The organism is Brachybacterium phenoliresistens, from assembly GCF_039530785.1.
GTDB classification, from domain to species: Bacteria; Actinomycetota; Actinomycetes; order Actinomycetales; family Dermabacteraceae; genus Brachybacterium; species Brachybacterium phenoliresistens.
The window spans coordinates 170593-187755 of the sequence record NZ_BAAAOW010000005.1 but is presented as its reverse complement, the minus strand read 5'-3'; the positions used below and the strand labels follow the sequence as shown (position 1 = coordinate 187755).

The 17163-nt window shown below is 73.9% G+C and carries 14 protein-coding genes; 7 read left to right on the top strand and 7 right to left on the bottom strand.

Annotation, left to right across the window (positions count from 1 at the left end):
* Positions 1 to 7: 7 nt before the first annotated feature.
* From ABD234_RS12605 to ABD234_RS12595, 3 genes are all read right to left on the bottom strand, one after another.
* On the bottom strand, positions 8 to 1099 hold the full coding sequence (locus tag ABD234_RS12605) for a hypothetical protein (protein WP_344356684.1): 1092 nt from the start codon (positions 1097 to 1099) through the stop codon (positions 8 to 10).
* 112 nt (positions 1100 to 1211) lie between these two features.
* Positions 1212 to 2012 carry an alpha/beta hydrolase gene (locus ABD234_RS12600; protein WP_344356681.1) on the bottom strand — a complete coding sequence of 267 codons (801 nt, stop codon included), beginning with the start codon at positions 2010 to 2012 and terminating at the stop codon, positions 1212 to 1214.
* 4 nt (positions 2013 to 2016) lie between these two features.
* Positions 2017 to 2889 (bottom strand): sigma-70 family RNA polymerase sigma factor, encoded by an 873-nt coding sequence (locus tag ABD234_RS12595; RefSeq protein ID WP_344356678.1) that lies wholly within the window; start codon positions 2887 to 2889, stop codon positions 2017 to 2019.
* An 80-nt stretch (positions 2890 to 2969) separates the two neighbouring features.
* Here ABD234_RS12595 and ABD234_RS12590 point away from each other — a divergent pair, with 80 nt between their 5' ends.
* Positions 2970 to 3278: a hypothetical protein gene (locus tag ABD234_RS12590; protein WP_344356675.1), complete on the top strand. Its 309-nt coding sequence runs from the start codon at positions 2970 to 2972 to the stop codon at positions 3276 to 3278.
* Positions 3275 to 3622: a DoxX family protein gene (locus tag ABD234_RS12585; RefSeq protein ID WP_344356672.1), complete on the top strand. Its 348-nt coding sequence runs from the start codon at positions 3275 to 3277 to the stop codon at positions 3620 to 3622. Before ABD234_RS12590 ends, ABD234_RS12585 begins: the two co-directional genes overlap by 4 nt.
* Before the next feature lie 50 nt (positions 3623 to 3672).
* Here the strand turns inward: ABD234_RS12585 and ABD234_RS12580 are convergent, their stop codons facing one another.
* The 3 genes from ABD234_RS12580 to ABD234_RS12570 all read right to left on the bottom strand — a co-directional run bounded on the left by ABD234_RS12580 (position 3673) and on the right by ABD234_RS12570 (position 8711).
* Positions 3673 to 5133 (bottom strand): DHA2 family efflux MFS transporter permease subunit, encoded by a 1461-nt coding sequence (locus ABD234_RS12580; RefSeq protein WP_344356857.1) that lies wholly within the window; start codon positions 5131 to 5133, stop codon positions 3673 to 3675.
* 327 nt (positions 5134 to 5460) lie between these two features.
* Positions 5461 to 6177, bottom strand: a complete 717-nt coding sequence (locus ABD234_RS12575; RefSeq protein ID WP_344356669.1) for a hypothetical protein — start codon at positions 6175 to 6177, stop codon at positions 5461 to 5463.
* Positions 6174 to 8711: a glycoside hydrolase family 3 protein gene (locus ABD234_RS12570; RefSeq protein WP_344356666.1), complete on the bottom strand. Its 2538-nt coding sequence runs from the start codon at positions 8709 to 8711 to the stop codon at positions 6174 to 6176. The genes ABD234_RS12575 and ABD234_RS12570 overlap by 4 nt, the downstream gene beginning before the upstream one ends.
* Before the next feature lie 360 nt (positions 8712 to 9071).
* Between ABD234_RS12570 and ABD234_RS12565 the strand changes: the two genes are divergently transcribed.
* Positions 9072 to 10061 carry a hypothetical protein gene (locus tag ABD234_RS12565; RefSeq protein ID WP_344356663.1) on the top strand — a complete coding sequence of 330 codons (990 nt, stop codon included), beginning with the start codon at positions 9072 to 9074 and terminating at the stop codon, positions 10059 to 10061.
* Positions 10062 to 10088: 27 nt separating this feature from the next.
* Here the strand turns inward: ABD234_RS12565 and ABD234_RS12560 are convergent, their stop codons facing one another.
* Positions 10089 to 11273 (bottom strand): enolase C-terminal domain-like protein, encoded by a 1185-nt coding sequence (locus ABD234_RS12560; RefSeq protein WP_344356660.1) that lies wholly within the window; start codon positions 11271 to 11273, stop codon positions 10089 to 10091.
* A gap of 255 nt (positions 11274 to 11528) precedes the next feature.
* Here ABD234_RS12560 and ABD234_RS12555 point away from each other — a divergent pair, with 255 nt between their 5' ends.
* The 4 genes from ABD234_RS12555 (at position 11529) to ABD234_RS12540 (ending at position 17155) form a co-directional block, all read left to right on the top strand.
* Complete coding sequence (locus tag ABD234_RS12555) at positions 11529 to 13166, top strand: ABC transporter substrate-binding protein (RefSeq protein WP_344356854.1); 1638 nt, start codon at positions 11529 to 11531, stop codon at positions 13164 to 13166.
* A 116-nt stretch (positions 13167 to 13282) separates the two neighbouring features.
* Positions 13283 to 14296 (top strand): ABC transporter permease, encoded by a 1014-nt coding sequence (locus ABD234_RS12550; RefSeq protein WP_344356851.1) that lies wholly within the window; start codon positions 13283 to 13285, stop codon positions 14294 to 14296.
* A 1-nt stretch (position 14297) separates the two neighbouring features.
* Complete coding sequence (locus ABD234_RS12545) at positions 14298 to 15365, top strand: ABC transporter permease (protein WP_344356659.1); 1068 nt, start codon at positions 14298 to 14300, stop codon at positions 15363 to 15365.
* Positions 15362 to 17155, top strand: a complete 1794-nt coding sequence (locus ABD234_RS12540; protein WP_344356657.1) for a dipeptide ABC transporter ATP-binding protein — start codon at positions 15362 to 15364, stop codon at positions 17153 to 17155. Before ABD234_RS12545 ends, ABD234_RS12540 begins: the two co-directional genes overlap by 4 nt.
* Positions 17156 to 17163 lie beyond the last annotated feature (8 nt).

Sequence of the window (17163 nt, the reverse complement as noted above, 5' to 3'; positions counted from 1 at the left end):
CCTCTCCTCAGCTCTCGCCCGCATCGGCGGCGAAGGTCAGCGCCCGCTGCGCACCGGCCTCGATGCCGAGAGCGCCGGCGAGGCCCTCGGTCCGGGGGAACGGCTGCACGTCCAGGTGGAGGGCGGCGGCCGCGAGATCGACGGGGACCGGGAACCACAGCAGGAAGGACTCCCGGGAGAACTGGCCGGAGGCGTAGACGGCCCCGGTCGAGGCGACGTCCACGGCGTCGACGGCCGTGCCGTCGGGCAGGTCGAGCCGGCCGCTCACCGTGGCGGGCAGGGCGATCATGGCGCCGTCGCTGCGTGTGAAGCGCTGCTGCGGAGCGACCTCGGCGCCGAGCATCTGCAGCCCGTCGCCCGGCCAGCCGAGGGCCGGGACCAGCGGGGTGAGCACGATCTGCGTGATGTCCAGGTCCAGGGCGTCCTGGGCGCCGTCCGCCGCGGCCTGTTCCGCCTGGAGGACCCGCACCAGCGGCGTCGCGGAGTAGCCGACCGTGCGCATCCGGCCGTAGATGTGCTCGATGTCGGAGCGGAGCCGGGACCCGTCCAGGAGGCTCAGCTGCTGGACCGCGCCGAGGCTCGTCGCCTGCAGCACGACGTCCTCCGGGGCGGCGTCCGCGGCTACCCGCAGCAGCAGCGGCGCGCCCAGCGTCGGGTCGGGCAGCTCGAGCCGGCTCGGTTCCTCGGACCCGGGGCGGCGGACGGACAGCTCCAGCGTCGTCGCCTCGGAGGCGTCGAGCGAGGCGAAGGGCCACGGGCGGAAGTCCGCCTGCAGGCGGACCAGGAGGAAGGCCTCCCCGGGCGGTGCCGGGACGGGCTCCTCGGGCCGGGAGCCGGTGATGACCTCGACCTCGCCGGGGAAGAGGGAGCCGGTGAGGCGGTGGGCGGTGACCTGGTAGGAGGCCTCGGGCGTCTCCAGGGGCATGCGGGAAGCCGCAGGGATCTCCGTGAGGTCCCATGTGACCTCGTCCGAGAGGGCGAGCGGCTCCGCGCCCAGGTCGTCCCAGGGCTGCGTCTCGGCGGTGCAGCCGGTCAGCGTCGCCGCGCCGAGCAGGCCCGTGAGGCCCGCTCCCAGCAGGGACCGTCGTCCCAGCGTCATCGCCGCACCTCCCGATCCGCCCGGTCCGGCCGGGGTGGAGCCGATCCTAGAGCGGGGGCCGGGCGCCGACGATGGGGAGAAGTCCCCACCGGCGCATGATCCCGGCGTCGCCTCAGGTCAGGGCGAGGTCCGTCATGAGGCCGGAGATCTGCTGCGTGACCTCGGCGGTCATGGCGCCGTCGTCGATCGTGGGGGTGCCGTCGCCCGCCTGCGGTCCGTAGTCGCCGAAGCTGGCGTGGCTCGCGCCGGGGATCTCGACGAGCTCGGCGTCGGCGGGCAGCAGGGGGCGGGCGTCGGCGATCTTCTGCGGCGTCGACAGCCCGTCCTCACTGCCGCCGAGGCTGAGGACCGGCAGGTCCGTCCCGGAGAGGTCGGTCGCGCAGTACGAGCCGAACAGGACCAGGGCATCGGCCTCGGCCGCGACCTGGCAGGCCCGCACCCCGCCCATGGAATGCCCGCCGACCATCCAGGTGCCGGCCTCCGGCACGAGGTCGGTGAAGGTGCTGAGCCCGCGCCGGTCGAACAGGGCCAGATGCAAGGCGGGCCGGACGATCACGACGGCCACCTCGTGCTCGGTGACCAGGGCGGACAGCCGCGCGGCGTATGCCTCCGCCTCGACCTTCGCCCCGGGGTAGAAGACGAGGCCCATCGCCGGGGCCGTGGGCGCGCCGTTGCCCTCGGGGCTGCTCGCGGTCGCATCGCCGGGCAGCAGCACGAGGGCCTCGCGGGACGAGCGGACCACGATGCCGGGATCCTCCAGGACGGCCGCGTACGGGGCCTCCTCCGCGTCCATCACGCCGACGTTCGCCCAGACCAGGAACCCGCCGGCGGCGACGAGCACGAGCACGCCCAGCGCGGCGATCAGGCCCAGCAGCAGGCGCAGGGCACGGGGCCGGCGAGAGGCGGAAGGCATGGGCTCAGGGTAGCGGCGCGGCCCGCAGCCGGCTGCGTGCCGGGAGCGGGCCGATGTCCACGCGCGCGATCCGCCCTCCGGCGACGCCGATGCGCACGAGCGCGACGGGGCGGCCGCCCGGGGCGATCACGGCGGCCGGCTCGCCGTCCACCAGCAGGATCGTGCTCGCACGGATCCGGTCCAGGAAGCCGCGGGTCTCCTCGGCGACGGCACGGGCGCCGGTCACCTCCGGCGGCGCTCCGTCGCGCAGCAGCGAGGGATGCGCGGTGCGGACCGCATCCGGGGCCAGGAGGGCGAGCAGCTCCTCCATCCGGCCCTCGCGTGCGGCGGCGAGGAACGCCTCCAGGACGCGCGCATGCTCCTCGAGCACCGCCGGCGACGGCTCCCGCGACCCTGCGGCGTCGGCGGGGGAGGCGTGCAGCCGCAGCCGCGCCCGGCTGGCCTGCTTCTTCGCGCTCGCGACCGAGGTCCCGAGCACCGCCGCGACCTCGACGAACGGGACGCCGAACAGGTCATGCAGCACGAAGGCGACGCGCTGCGCGGCGGACAGCCGCGAGAGCAGGACCAGCAGCGCCCGGGAGACGTCCTCCCGGCGCATCATCTCCTCGTCGGCGGCCACCTGGGCAGGCAGCAGGTGCTCGGGCGGGAGCGAGGACTCCTCGCGGCGGCGTCGGGCCCGCAGCTGGTCCAGGCACAGCCGGGCCGTCACGGTGGTGAGCCAGGCGGCGGGGTCGCGGATCTCGTCGGGGCGGGCGGCCTGCGCGCGCAGCCACGCCTGCTGCACGGCGTCCTCCGCATCGTGCGTCGAGCCGAGGATCCGATGGGCGAGCGACAGCAGGCGCGGGCGCTCGGCGGAATAGGCGTCGAGAAGTGCCATCCGGGAGGTCACCTTTCCGGTGGGAGGGGCGTCATGACGGGTGAACGACCCACAACAGCCCTGCACCGAGGAGAACGCTCGTGAGTGTACAGATCGTCCGGTTCCGCACCGATGCCGCGCATGCCGCCGAGCTCGAGGAGAGCATCGGCCGCGTGCTCGCCGCCCTGGCCGATGCCGCCCCCGCCGGCGTCACCTACACCGCCGTGCGGGCGCGGGAGAGCCCGGAGTTCCTGCTGATGCTGGCGCTGGAGGAGGGCGTCGCCAACCCCCTGCCGGCGCTGCCCGAGGCCGCGGAGCTGCGCACGCTGATCGCGCAGCGCGCCGGAGGGCCCGTCCCGCCGGTCCCGATGCAGGTCATCGGCGAATACCGCGCGGATGCGACCCGATGAGCGCCGTGCTCACGGCGGCGGTCCTCGCCGGCATCCTCGCCAACGCGGTGATCGCCGTCGCGGACCTCGCCCGGGCCCGCTTCGTGCTGGCCAACTCCGCCGAGGTCGGACTGCCGCCGGGCAGCGTGCCCTGGATGGCGGCACCGAAGATCGCCGGGATCCTGGGGCTGGTCGCCGGCCTCGCGGGCCTGGCCCCGGTCGGCCTCGCCGCCGGCATCGGCCTGGTCCTCTTCTACCTCGGGGCGGTCGCGGCGCACCTGCGGGCGCGGGTCCTGCACAACCTCGCGTTCCCGCTCGCGTTCCTGGCGCTCGCCGTGGCCGCGGCGGCACGATTCCTCGTCTGATCCGTGCCGGAGCTCCTCGTCTGGTCCGTGCCGGAGCCGGCCGATGCCGGTCAGCCCTTCTCCCACACCCCGCGGTCCACCGGCCGGCCGATGGCCAGCGCGGCGAGGACTCCCACCAGGGACAGCGCCACCGGCAGCAGCAGGGCATCGGACATGGCGTGGGCGAAGGGCTCGTGCAGCATCGCCGGCAGCTCCGCCGCGCGCGCCCCCTCCCCGCCGGCGCCCGGTGCGGGGGCCGCGCCGCCGAGGGCGTCCTGGAAGCGGGCGGCGATGCGATCGTTCATGACGGTCGCGATGGCGGCCGAGCCCAGCACGGAGCCGATCTGCCGGGTCTCGTTGTAGACCCCGGAGCCGGCGCCGGCCATCGAGGGCGGCAGGTTGCGCGTCGCTGTCATCGACAGCGGACCCCAGATCAGGGCGTTGCCCAGTCCCACCAGGAAGAACGGCAGCAGGAGCAGCACGATCGACGCGCCCGGGGCCATGATCCGCGAGAGCCAGAACAGGCCCGCCGCCAGGGACACGAACCCGCCCACGGCCAGCCAGCGCGGGTTGACGATGCTCATCCATCGGCCGACGAACGGGGCCAGGCCCCCGGAGACCAGCGCCATCGGCACCGTCATCAGCGCCGCCTGCGTGGGGGACATGCCCAGCACCCGCTGGAAGTACAGGGTGATCGGGAAGGACAGCGTCAGCACGGTCGCGCCCATCATCGCGATCGCGATGTTCGCGACGGAGAAGTTGCGGTCGCGGAACAGCGACAGCGGCACCAGCGGTTCGCGCCGGTTGATCGCCTGCCACCCGACGAACACCGCCATCACGACGATGCCGCCGATGATCATCCCCGGCACGCTCACCGGCAGCCCCGTCTCCCACGGGCCGATGCGCAGGGAGTCGGTGATCGTCCCCCAGTCGTAGGTGTTGCCCTCCTGGATGCCGAAGACCAGCAGGAACAGCCCCACCGCGGAGAGCACCACGCCCAGCCCGTCGAAGGAGTGCGCGCGCCGCTCGAAGCGGGGCACATGGCGGGCCGCGAGCACCAGGCCGATGGCCCCCACCGGCAGGTTCACGAAGAAGATCCATTCCCAGCCGGGACCGTCCACCAGCAGCCCGCCGGCGACCGGGCCCACCAGGGTCGCCACCCCGGCCGTGGCGCCCCACAGCGCCATCGCCTCGCCCCGCCGCGCAGGCGGGAACAGGCGGGTGATCATCGACATCGTCTGCGGGGTCATCATCCCGGCGCCCAGCCCCTGCACCACCCGGGCGAGGATCAGCATGCCGACCCCTCCGGCCAGGCCGCACCACAGGCTGGCCAGCGTGAACACCGCGAGCCCCGCCATGTACATCGTCTTCAGGCCGATGCGGTCGCCGAGGCGTCCGGTGATCAGCAGCGGCACCGCATAGGCGAGCAGGTAGGCGCTGGTCACCCACAGCAGCGCCGTGAGATCCGCGCCGAGGTCCGCCTGCATCCGCGGCAGGGCGACGGTGACGATGGTGGTGTCCACCAGGATCATGAAGAATCCCAGCACGATCGACCACAGCGCCGGCCAGGGCCGGTCCAGCCGGGGGTCCCGCGCCGAGGCCGCGGGAGCGGTGCCGGACGGGTCGTGCCCGGAATCGGGAGACCCGGAGGCGTGGGACTCGGATCCGGGATGCGGGGAGCCGGACGGTCCGGTGGTGGACGGCATGGAGAACCCCCTGGTCTGTGCGCATGTCGGCGCGCCTCGAGCTCGGAGGGCGCCGGGGAGGAATCTACGCCTGCCCACCGACGCCGCGCGATGCCGTGCGACGCCGCGCACGTTCGCGCGAGGGGGCATGCCCGCGGGCGGGCTCGGCCGGGATCAGGCCTCGGGGATCGTGATCTCCTGCCGGAAGGCGGGGACGACCTCCCCGTCGCGGCTGGCCTCCGGGCGCAGGTAGAGGCAGCGGTAGGTCTCCTCGCGCCGCGGTGCGACCAGGGCCAGCCATCCCTCGGCGGGAGTGCCGTCGTCGGTGGCGTCCAGCGGGGTGCGGCCGGAGGCGGTGATCTCGTCCCAGAGGGCGAGGTCCGCGCCGGCCTCGGTGCCATCGGCCAGGAGGGAGAAGAAGGTCGGGTAGAGGGCGATCACGCTGCGGGCCCCCGGGGCGACCGCGACCTGCAGCAGGATGACCTCGCCGCCCGCGGCGACGACCTCGGCGCGCAGCGTGGTGGGTGCGTCCCGCAGGGCGGAGACGATGGTGAGGGCGTCGTCCGTCTCCGGGTCGGTGAAGGTCTGGCCGATGGCGACCTCGGCCGGCTCGCGGGGCTCGTGGTCCGGCGTCGCCGCCGCGGTGGATTCCGCAGGAGCGGCCTGCTCGGGCGCGGGGGACGTCGCGCTCGCGGTGGGCGAGGACGCATCTCTGGTCGAGGCGGCGGGCGGGTCGCCCTCCTCGCCGCGGGTGGAGGCGGCGAGGGAGGCGGCCAGCAGTCCGGCCGCGGCCGCGCGGCGGGTGATGCGCCCGGCGGGACCTGTCGCGCGGGGCTCGGACACGCGGGGCTCGGACGCGCGGCCCTGCGGAGGCGCCGGCGGCGTGCTCATGCCGTCACCCGGATCCGCGGGGCATCGGCCGGCGGGGCGAGCTGGGGCTCGGCCCAGATCTCGATCTCGGCGGGCACGGCCCGCGGCCGGCCGGATGCCCAGGAGCCCAGCGCGTCCGCCCCGAGGTCGAAGGTCACCGCGCTGCGGCCGGGGGCGACCTCGACGCGCCGCACGGCCAGCACGGTGCGGGCGCGGGGGACGATCCCGACCTCGTGGCGCCGCCCGTACAGCACCACCGGCACCGAGACGGTGTCCTCGCGGGCGCTCTCGACCTGCACTGTGACCTGCACCGGGCGTCCGTCCTCGAGGGCGGCGGCGGAGACGGGGACGGCTCCGTCCGCGCCCCGGGAACGCTCGCCGCCCCGGAGGCCTGCGGGCTTCGGGGTGCCTGCGACTTCCGGGGTGCCTGCGGTCTCCGGGGTGAGAGCGGGGTCGGCGATGCCCGCGGACCCGACCCGGCAGGAGATCCCGCGCGGGATGCCGGCGCCCAGCAGAGGGCCGCGCACCTCCCGCAGGTCCAGGTAGCCGCGGGCGGCCTCCAGGCGCTGGTCGTGGGAGACCGGCGTGGCGCCGTCGCCGGCCGGGAGCGTCATCGGCAGCAGTCCGCGCGGCCCTCCCTCCCCGTACAGCGCATCGACGATCGCGCGCCCGGCCGTAGGGCCGGGGAACGGGGCGAGGACGACCGCGTCGGCCAGCTCCCGCAGCGAGGTCAGCGCGCGCGGACGGCCGTCGACGACGACGGCGATCACGGGCTTGCCGGCCTCGCGGGCGGCGCGGGCGACGGCGAGCTGCGGCTCCGGGAGCGCGACGGAGGCGAGGTCCACGCCCTCGCCGTTGGTGGTGTCCGATGCGGGGCCCTCGACGGCGCCGTTGTCGGCGAACTCGTCCTCGTAGGAGCGGCGGCTGGTGCCGCCGAGCACCACGACCGCGGCATCGGCGTTCATGGTCAGCGAGGTCACCGCGGTCAGCGGCATCGCCGCGGCGACCTCGGCGATCGGATCCGCGGCGTCCTTCCAGTGCGGGGAGAGCTCGACGGGCATAAGCTCGGAGCGCAGGGCGCTGCCCCGGGCGAAGGTGACGTTCTGGGCCCCCAGGCGCTCGATCAGCGCCGAGCGGACCGTGGACGCGGCCGGGTCCTGCGGCGGGCGCGGCGGGGTGTAGTCGCCCAGCTGCGCGTCGAGGTCGTCGGCGTTGGGGCCGACCACCGCGACCTTCCGCGCGCTCAGCGGCAGCAGCCCGCCGTCCTCGAGCACGACCACCGCCTGCCGGGCGGCCCGCTCGGCCAGGGCGATCGTCTCGCGGGCCGCAGGGGAGGGCCAGGCGCGCTCGTCGTCCCCGGCCGGCGCATCGGCCATGCCCGGGACATCGGCCCCGTCCGGAACATCGGCCCCGGCCGGTGCCGCGGCCCCGGCCGACGCATCGGCCGAATCCGGCTGCTCGGTCCCGTCCTCGCCGGGCAGCAGGCCCAGCCGCCGCTTGAGGGCGAGCACGCGCGAGACCGCGAGATCCAGGGCCGCCGCATCGACCAGGCCCTTCTCGATCGCCGAGGCCACGTGCAGGTAGGCCTGGTCCCAGAGGCTGAGGTCCACGCCGGCGCCGAGGGCGAGGGCCGCCGCGCCCTCGAGCCCGCCGCCGGTGGCGAGGGTGAGGCGGTCGATCGCCCCGCCGTCGGACATGACGATCCCGTCCCAGCCCCAGTCCTCGCGCAGCGTCCCCGTGAGCAGCTCCCGGCTGCCCGTGCACGGCACGCCGTCGACGTCGTTGTAGGCGGACATGAACCCGGCGACCCCGGCGCGGGCGGCCGCGAAGGCGGGGCGCAGGTGGATCTCGCCCAGCTCGCGGCGGCCGATGGGCGCCCCCGAGCCGTTGCGCCCGCCGATCCCGGCGCCCTGACCGGCCAGGTGCTTGGCGACCACGGCGACGTGCCGGGCATCGATCCGCTCCCCGGGGCTGGCGCCCTGCATGCCCTGCACCGTCGCCTCGACCAGCAGGGCCGCGATCGCCGGGTCCTCGCTGAAGCACTCCTCGGACCGGCCCCAGCGGGCATCGCGCAGCACGTCCAGCCCGGAGACCAGCAGCAGATGGGTGCCGCGCTCGCGGGCCTCGGCGGCGACCGCCGCGCCCAGCTCGCGGGCGAGGTCGGCGTCCATGCCGGCGCCGAGCGCCAGGTTCACCGGAAGCGTCGTCCCGCCGAGGGCCATCAGCCCATGCGGCGCCTCCTCCACGAACAGCACCGGCAGCCCGTCGCCGCGGGAGGTGACGCACTCCTGGACCGCGGCGTACGCCTCGGCGCTGCGCTCGGGCGGGATGCCCGTGCCCCAGCGGACGGCCGACCACGGATCCGCGCGCAGCACCCCGTACAGCGCACCGATCCCGCCGAGCCGGTCGATCTCCGCGCGCAGCACATCGGTGACCTGCGGCCGGCCGTCGACCCAGCGCACCGCCTCCCACCCCTTCAGCCGCTGGTTGATCTGCCCGACCTTCGAGGTCACGGAGAGGTCGGAGGTCTTGGTGGGGGAGAGCGTCATCGCCATGGAGTCCACCGTATCGGGGCGCGACGAGAAAGGACGGCGGGCGGAGCCGGGGAACTCTACTGTGAGCGCATGCTCGTGCTCCTCCGCGCCGCCCAGGCCGATGCCCTGGCCGCCCTCCGCCCGATGGGCCGGGGCGAAGCGGGCCCCACCTCGCCCGCCGGATGGACTGCGGTGCGGACGGGGGACGCCGATGCCCTCGCGGGACTCGGCGACGCGGTCCTCATCGACGAGTCCGAGGGCCGGATCGTGCTGGAGGTGCGCACCGCCGAGGGCACGACCTCGTGGTCCTGGTGCCCGGACTGGTGCGAGGACGAGACCGAGCTGGGCGACGAGGAGCAGGACGCGGCGCGTCGGAGCGCGGTGGCGAACGCCGTGGCCCGGGCCTTCGGGCAGCCTGCGGAGCACGGCCCGGTCGAGGCGCTGCTGAGGGAGGTCCTGGATGAGGAGGAGCTGATCGAGGGGCTCGATCGGATCGTCGACCTTCCGGCATGGGATCGCAGGTGGGCCGGGCGATCCGTGGTGCTGATCCGCGATGGTTCGGAGGAGCTCCGGATGGCCCTCCGGCTGCTCGCCCGCGACGGGCATCCCCTTCGCGTCGCAGATCTCGACGGGACGCTCGCGATGCAGTGCGCGGAGATCGAGGGGAGAGCTCTCGGCGAGATGCTGGCCGAGAGCCGCTCCACCGGGGAGGCGCCCGTGGTCCATCTCTGGCGCGGGAGCGGCTCGGCCGCCGGGATCGATCTCCTGCGACGGGATCACCGCCCCGAACGGGAGGGCTGGGCTCCCTGGGTTCGAGACGTCGAGACCACCGCGATCGACTGGGATACCGGGTGGCGGAGCGTCGAGGAGGGCGATCCTCGGCACCGTGAGGATCTGGCGGCGACGATCGTCCGTACTCTCGCGCCCGCGACCGATTCCGACGCCCTTGGCCGTCCCGTGATCCGACCCGAGGAGGACCGTGACCCGATGGCGTCGATGGCGGCGATGGTCGGGATCCCTCCGCAGGTCATCGCGATCCTCGACGGCGACACGGATGCACCGGCGATGCAGGCGGTGAAGCCGGCGTCGCTCGTGCGTGACCTGTGGCAATGCGTGCGTGAGGTGACCGGCGTGAGGGACAGGGCAGCGCTGCGCGTCCCCTTCGTCGTCCTGAGCGTGCTCGGAGCGGTCATCGTGGTGCTGCTCGGGCTGGTCTGCCTCGGGATGACCGCAGTGGGCATCGCTGTCGTCGTGACGGACGGAGCGTTCATCGACGAGCCGTCAGCCACCGTCGAGGACTGGATCTCCGTGTTCCTCTTCGCACTCTTGACCATCGTCATGGCCTGGAACCTGGCCAGGCTCGTGCGATGAGAGGCCCCGCCAAGCGCGACCGTCCCCTCACCGGCTCGGCAGCAGATGCTCCTCCCCGGGCAGCGGGATGCCGAAGCCGGGGCGGTCGCTGAGGTGGAGCATGCCGTCGACGGGGCGCAGCAGGGCCGGGTCGACGCCGTCGACGGTGCCGGGGACGCCCTCGACGATCTCGACACCGCCGAGCCCTGCGGCGAGGTGGGCGGCGTAGACGGTCTTCAGCGGCTCGCCCCAGGCGTGCGGGGAGGCATGGGCGCCGGCGGCGATCACCTCGGGCATCAGCTGCCGCCAGGCGGTGATGCCGAAGGACAGCACGTCCATGAGCAGGACGTCGATGTGCCCGGCGGCGGCGATCGGCATCAGCGCGGCGACGTCGGGGGAGAACTCTCCCTCGGCGATGCGGGTGGCGGGGCAGTGCGCATCGAGCCAGGCGCGCAGGGCCGCGAGATCCGCGGCATCGTCCAGGAACGGCTCCTCGACCCAGTACAGGTCGACATCGGCGACGGCCTCCAGGTAGCGCAGGAAGCCGGCCAGGTCGTAGCCGTCGTTCGCGTCCACGAGGATCCGGGCGTCCGGGAAGGCCTCGCGCACCGCGCGGGTGACCTCCACGTCGCGGCGGTCCCCGGCCTCGCGGGGCATCCACCGGTGGCCGCGGCCGATCTTCAGCTTGAAGCCGGTGAACCCGGCGGCCGCATCGGCCCGGCACTGCGCGAGGATCACGTCGATGCCGCGGGGCGAGGCATCGGGGTCGAGGTCGTCGAAGTACAGCGCGCCGTCGTAGACGGGGACCGCGGGGGACCCGGGGGAGGCGGGTGACCCCGGCGCGGCCGGCGACCCCGAGCCGTCCAGGCCGGCGGGGCCGGCGGGGACGAGCGGACCATGGCCGCCGAGCAGGGCGTGCACGGGAGCATCGGCCACGACGCCCAGCAGGTCGTGCAGGGCGACATCGGCCCAGCGCTCGACAGGGTCCAGCACCCCGGAATCGGGGCTGATCAGCTCCGACAGGGGCCTGCCCACCAGGCGCGACGCGTCCCCGGGGGCGCCCTCGACCAGGCCCCACCCGGTCCGGCCGTCGGCAGTGCGCAGCACGAGGATCTCGGAGGCGGGGGCGTCGCCGTGGCTGCCCAGACGGGCGTTGCGGCCGATGGTGCGCGGGTAGCGGGAGCGCAGGCGGAAGCGCTCGGCGGATCGGATGGACGGGTCGGCGGTGACCATGGATCTCCCGGAATAGAGGTCCGACGATTGTTCCCGTCCCGGCGGCCCGCAGGCAACGATGCGAGTGGGCTGGGTCACGCCCCGCGGGTAACGGTTCGGCAAAGTCGTCCGGGTTCCGGGCCCTCCGGCGACCGCATGGTGGGACGCGGTGCTAGTTTCCATGGCACCCCTGCGGCGATGCAGATCACACCGGACCTGCTTCCCCTGCCGCCTGCCCGCCACCCGTGGGCCGCCCGCCCCACCTGGAGGTTCCCCATGTTCGACGCCCTCACTCCTCGACGCCGGACCGTCCTGCTGTCCCTGGCCGGGATCCCGGTCCTGCTGACCGCCTGCGCGCAGACCTCGGACACCGGAGGCGAGGGCAGCGACGGCGGAGGCGGCGCCGCGCTGTCCGTCGGCACCACCGACAAGGTGACCGCCCTGGACCCCGCGGCCGCCTACGACAACGGCTCCTCGACGGTGTGGACCCAGGTCTACGGCTACCTGCTGAACACGAAGGTCGGCTCGACCGACGGCGTGCCCGAGCCCGACCTCGCGGCATCGGCCGAGTTCACCAGCCCCGACGTCTACACCGTGACCCTGCAGGAGGGCCTGACCTTCGCCAACGGTCACGCGCTGACCAGCGAGGACGTCAAGCACACCTTCGACCGCCAGCTCGCGATCGCCGATCCCAACGGCCCCTCCAGCCTGCTGGCGAACCTCGACTCCGTCACCGTCGTCGACGAGCTGACCGTCGAGTTCCATCTCAAGGAGCCCAACGACCAGACCTTCCCGTACATCCTGTCCAGCCCGGCCGGCCCCATCGTCGACTCCGAGGTGTTCCCCGCCGACGCCGTGCTGCCCGATGACGAGATCGTCGCCGCGGACGCCTTCAGCGGCCCCTACGCGATCGCCAGCTGGAAGCTCAACGAACTGGTCTCCTACCAGGCGTTCGAGGGGTACAAGGGACTGTTCGGCACCCCGGCCACGCCGAACGTGACCATGACCTACTACGCCGACCAGAACAACATGAAGCTGGACATCCAGCAGGGCAACATCGACTGCGTGTGGCGCTCGCTGTCCGCGACGGACATCGAGTCCCTGCAGGGCGAGGACTCCCTCACGGTGCACGAGGGCCCCGGCGGCGAGATCCGGTACATCGTCTTCAACTTCGACACCATGCCCCACGGCACCAAGACCGAGGACCCGGATCCGAAGAAGGCCCAGGCCATCCGCCAGGCCGCGGCGGACCTCATCGACCGCGCCGCCATCGCCTCCGACGTCTACAAGGACACGTACACGCCGCTGTACTCGTACATCCCCGACGGGTTGCCGGGCTCCGGCACCCAGTTCCAGGACATGTACGGCGACGGCTCCGGCAAGCCGGACGCGGCCAAGGCCCGCGGCCGCCTCGAGGCGGCCGGGGTGACGATCCCCGTGGCCCTCAGCCTGCAGTACAACCCCGACCACTACGGCGCCTCCTCCGGCGACGAGTACGCCGCGGTCAAGGCGCAGCTCGAGGCCGACGGCCTGTTCACCGTGGACCTGCAGTCCACCGAATGGGTCCAGTACTCCGAGGACCGCACCGCCGACGTCTACCCCGCCTACCAGCTGGGCTGGTTCCCGGACTACTCCGACGCCGACAACTACCTCTCCCCGTTCTTCATCAAGGACAACTTCCTGGTCAACCACTACGACAACCCGGAGGTGCAGGCGCTGATCGCCCAGCAGCGCGGCACCGAGGACGCCGCCGAGCGCGAGGCCCTGTTCGTGCAGATCCAGGACCTCGTGGCCGCCGACGTCTCCACCCTGCCGCTGCTGCAGGGCGCGCAGATCGCCGTGTCCACGACGGAGGTCCAGGGCGTCACCCTCGACTCCTCGTTCAAGTTCCGCCTCGCCCCGCTGGCGAAGTGAGCGGCGCCGACCGGGCGACGACCACGCAGGCATCCGACGGGGCGGGCGCCCCGGCCGGATCCTCCGGCACGGCCCCTGCCCCCGCCGCGCGGCGCGCCCGCGGCGGGGGCGGCGGGCTGGGCCGCTACGTGCTCGTGCGCTTCCTGCTGATCATCCCGACCGTGCTGATCCTCATGACGGTCGTCTTCTTCCTCATGCGGATCACCGGCGACCCGATCACCGCCGCGCTCGGCGGGCGCCTGACCCCCGACCAGCTCGCGCAGCGCCGCGCCGAGGCCGGCTACGACCGGCCGCTGATCATCCAGTACCTCGACTACCTCGGCGGGGTGGTGCGCGGGGACTTCGGGACCACGTACACCGACCGCACCCCCGTCGCGCAGATCCTCACCGACTACGGCGGCGCCACCGCGGAGCTCGTGCTCTACGCCGTGATCGTCGCGCTGGCGATCGGCGTGCCGCTGGGGATGATCGCCGCTCGCACCCGCGACCGCGCGCCCGATGCGGCGCTGCGGATCCTCGCGATCCTCGGCTACGCGACCCCCGTGTTCTTCGTCGGCCTGCTGCTCAAGCTCGTCTTCTCGGTGGGCCTGGGCTGGCTGCCGGTGGCCGGCCGCATCTCCAGCCGCGGCGAGCTGACCATGGGCAGCATCCTCAACCCGACCCCGTTCTACCTGCTGGACGCCCTGCGCCTGGGCCGATGGGACCTGATCGTCGACGTGGTCAGCCATGCGGTGCTGCCGGCCGTGGCGCTCGGCATCCTCACCGGCGGGATCTTCCTGCGCCTGGTGCGCACGAACATGATCGGCACCCTGGAGATGCCGTACGTCGACTCCGCCCGCTCCCGCGGCGTCGCCGAGTCGCGGCTGACCACCCGCCACGCCCTGCGCCCGGCGCTGATCCCCATCGTCACGGTGATGGGCATGCAGATCGCCATGATGCTCGGCGGCGCGGTGCTGACCGAGACCACCTTCGAATGGAAGGGCCTGGGCTACATGCTTGCCCAGTACATGACCGCCCGTGACTACGTCGCCGTGCAGGGCATCGTCATGATGCTCGCGGTGATCGTCGCCGTCTCCAACTTCCTGGTCGACGTGATCGCGGCCCTCATCGACCCGAGGGTGAGGTACTGACATGACCATCTCCACCCCTGAACCGCCCGCCGGCCCCGGCGGGTCCGGCGATGCCGCGGGTCCCGCGGCCGATGCCGCCGTCGCCGCGGAGTCCGCGATCGTCGCCGCCCGGTCGCACGCGCCCTGGTACCTGCGCCTGCCCGTGATCAGCCACCTGCGGCGCAGCGTCGGCCTGCAGCGCGGCATGCTCGTGACCGGCCTCGTGCTGGTGCTGGGCCTGCTGCTGACAGCGCTGCTGGTGCCGATCATCGCCCCCTACGGCTTCGCGCAGACCTCCGCGGACGGCGCCGCCTTCCCCACCCAGGGCGCCCCCTCGGCCGCGCACCCGCTGGGGACCACGGTCACCGGCTTCGACGTGCTCTCCCGCGTCCTGTGGGGCACGCGCACCGCCGTCGCCGTCATGGCCTGCGCGGTCGTGGCCAGTCTGTTCCTCGGCGTGGCGCTCGGCCTGGTGTCCGGGTACGTCGGCGGATGGCTGGACCGCGTGCTGGTGATGCTGGCCGATGCCATCTACGCCTTCCCGTCCCTGCTGCTGGCCATCGTCATGGCGATCGTGATCTCCGGCGGGCAGTCCAACGCCTGGGGAGGCATCCTCGCCGCGGCGCTGTCGATCACCGTCGTGTTCGTGCCGCAGTACTTCCGGGTGATCCGCGCCGAGGTGGTGCGGCTGAAGGCCGAGCCCTTCGTCGAGGCCGCGAAGGTCGTCGGCACCGGGCACGGCCGCATCATGGGCACGCACCTGCTGCGCAATGCCACCCGCACCCTGCCGCTGATCTTCACGCTCAACAGCTCCGAGGCGATCCTCACCCTCGCCGCGCTGGGCTTCCTCGGCTTCGGCATCGAGCCGACCAGCGCCGCCGAATGGGGCTACGACCTCAACCGCGCCATGTCCGACGCCACGAGCGGCATCTGGTGGACGGGCCTGTTCCCGGGGCTGGCCATCGTGCTCGCCGTGCTCGGCGTGACGCTGGTCGGCGAATCCGTCAACGACCTCAACGACCCGCGGCTGCGCACCCGCCGCGCCCGCCGACCGCGCCCCGCCGCGGCGGCCCGGAAGGCGGCCTCATGACCCCGCAGAGCACCCCGACCCCCGAGGACCGGCCGGCCTCTTCGCCCCCGCAGCCGGCGGGCCCGTCGGCCGCGCAGCCGGCGGGCCCATCGGCCGCCGATCCCGCGGCCGATCCGCGGCTGGCGATCCGCGACCTCGACGTCCACTTCGCGACCGACGGCGGGGACGTCCACGCCGTCGCCGGGGTGAGCCTCGAGGTCGCCCCCGGGGAGATCCTCGCGATCGTCGGCGAGTCCGGCTCCGGCAAGTCCGTCACCGCCCGCTCCATCCTGGGCCTGCTGCCGGAGACGGCCGATGCCTCCGGCGCGGTGCTGGTCTCCGGCACCGACGTGGTGGGCCTGTCGGGAGCGCGTCTGCGGGCGCTGCGCGGCGAGGACGTCTCCATGATCTTCCAGGAGCCCTCCAGCGCGATGAATCCCGTCTTCCCCATCTGGTGGCAGATCGGGGAGGGGCTGCGCGCCCACGAGAAGGGCCTGAGCCGGAAGGAGATCCGGAGGCGCAGCGTCGAGGCCCTCGAGGCCGTCGGCATCCCCGACGCCGCCGAGCGCATCGACCGCTTCCCCCACGAGTTCTCCGGCGGGCAGAAGCAGCGCATCATGATCGCGATGGCCCTGGCCCTCGGGGCGGAGCTGATCGTCGCCGACGAGCCGACGACCGCCCTGGACGTCACCGTGCAGGCCGAGATCCTGGACCTGCTGCGGGACGTCCGCGACCGCTTCGGCACCTCGATCATCGTCATCACCCACAACATGGGCGTCGTCGCCGATCTCGCCGACTCCGTCGCGGTGATGTACCGCGGGCGCGTCATCGAGCGCGCCGGGGTGCGCGAGCTGTTCGCCTCCCCGCGCGAGGAGTACACCCGCACGCTCCTGGCGGCCGTCCCGCACCTGGGCCGCCGCAGCGCCTGGACCGCCCTGGAGCCCGCCCAGCAGCAGGCGATCGAGGAGGCCGAGCCGGTGGTCGAGGCCCGCGGCCTCGTCGTCGAGTACCCCGGGCGGCTGGGCCGGGCGGCGTTCCGCGCGGTCAAGGGCGTGGACCTCACCATCCGCGCCGGCGAGGTGTACGGGCTGGTGGGGGAGTCGGGATCGGGCAAGACCACCATCGGCCGGGCGATCGCCGGGCTCGAGCGGACCACCGACGGCAGCCTGCAGGTGCTGGGCCACGAGATGCGCGGGGTGCGGGAGCGGGACTTCAAGCCCGTGCGCCGGCGCATCGGCTTCGTGTTCCAGGACCCGGCGACGTCCTTCAACCCGCACCTGACCATCGAGGAGTGCATCGCCGAGCCGCTGATCGTGCACGAGCGCAGCATCGGCGCGGCCGAGAGGTCCCGCCGGGTGCGCGAGCTGCTGGACTCCGTCGAGCTGCCCGGCGCGTACGCCGGTCGCTACCCGCACGAGCTCTCCGGCGGGCAGCGCCAGCGGGTGTCCCTCGCGCGGGCCCTCGTGCTCGAGCCCGAGCTGCTGATCGCCGATGAGCCCACCAGCGCCCTGGACGTGTCCGTGCAGGCCACGGTCCTGGAGCTGTTCCGGGAGCTGCAGGCGCGCAAGGGCTTCGCCGCGCTGTTCATCAGCCACGACCTCGCGGTGGTGGACTCGCTCGCCCATCGCATCGGCGTGCTGCTGCGCGGCGAGCTCGTCGAGGACGGCCACGGGCCCGATGTGCTCCAGCGGCCCGCGCACGACTACACGCGCCGGCTCATCGCCTCGCTGCCCGTGCCCGACCCGATCGAGCAGGAGCAGCGGCGCCGCGCCTTCGCGGCCCGGTGGGGCGCCGGCGCGGGAGCGGCCTGAGGCGCGGC

Coding starts and splice junctions, on each gene's coding strand:
- ABD234_RS12570 (WP_344356666.1), bottom strand. CDS start 8,711: ATGGCGATGACGCTCTCCCCCACCAAGACCTCCGACCTCTCCGTGACC.
- ABD234_RS12605 (WP_344356684.1), bottom strand. CDS start 1,099: ATGACGCTGGGACGACGGTCCCTGCTGGGAGCGGGCCTCACGGGCCTG.
- ABD234_RS12585 (WP_344356672.1), top strand. CDS start 3,275: ATGAGCGCCGTGCTCACGGCGGCGGTCCTCGCCGGCATCCTCGCCAAC.
- ABD234_RS12560 (WP_344356660.1), bottom strand. CDS start 11,273: ATGGTCACCGCCGACCCGTCCATCCGATCCGCCGAGCGCTTCCGCCTG.
- ABD234_RS12555 (WP_344356854.1), top strand. CDS start 11,529: ATGTTCGACGCCCTCACTCCTCGACGCCGGACCGTCCTGCTGTCCCTG.
- ABD234_RS12545 (WP_344356659.1), top strand. CDS start 14,298: ATGACCATCTCCACCCCTGAACCGCCCGCCGGCCCCGGCGGGTCCGGC.
- ABD234_RS12575 (WP_344356669.1), bottom strand. CDS start 6,177: ATGAGCACGCCGCCGGCGCCTCCGCAGGGCCGCGCGTCCGAGCCCCGC.
- ABD234_RS12540 (WP_344356657.1), top strand. CDS start 15,362: ATGACCCCGCAGAGCACCCCGACCCCCGAGGACCGGCCGGCCTCTTCG.
- ABD234_RS12580 (WP_344356857.1), bottom strand. CDS start 5,133: ATGATCCTGGTGGACACCACCATCGTCACCGTCGCCCTGCCGCGGATG.
- ABD234_RS12595 (WP_344356678.1), bottom strand. CDS start 2,889: ATGGCACTTCTCGACGCCTATTCCGCCGAGCGCCCGCGCCTGCTGTCG.
- ABD234_RS12600 (WP_344356681.1), bottom strand. CDS start 2,012: ATGCCTTCCGCCTCTCGCCGGCCCCGTGCCCTGCGCCTGCTGCTGGGC.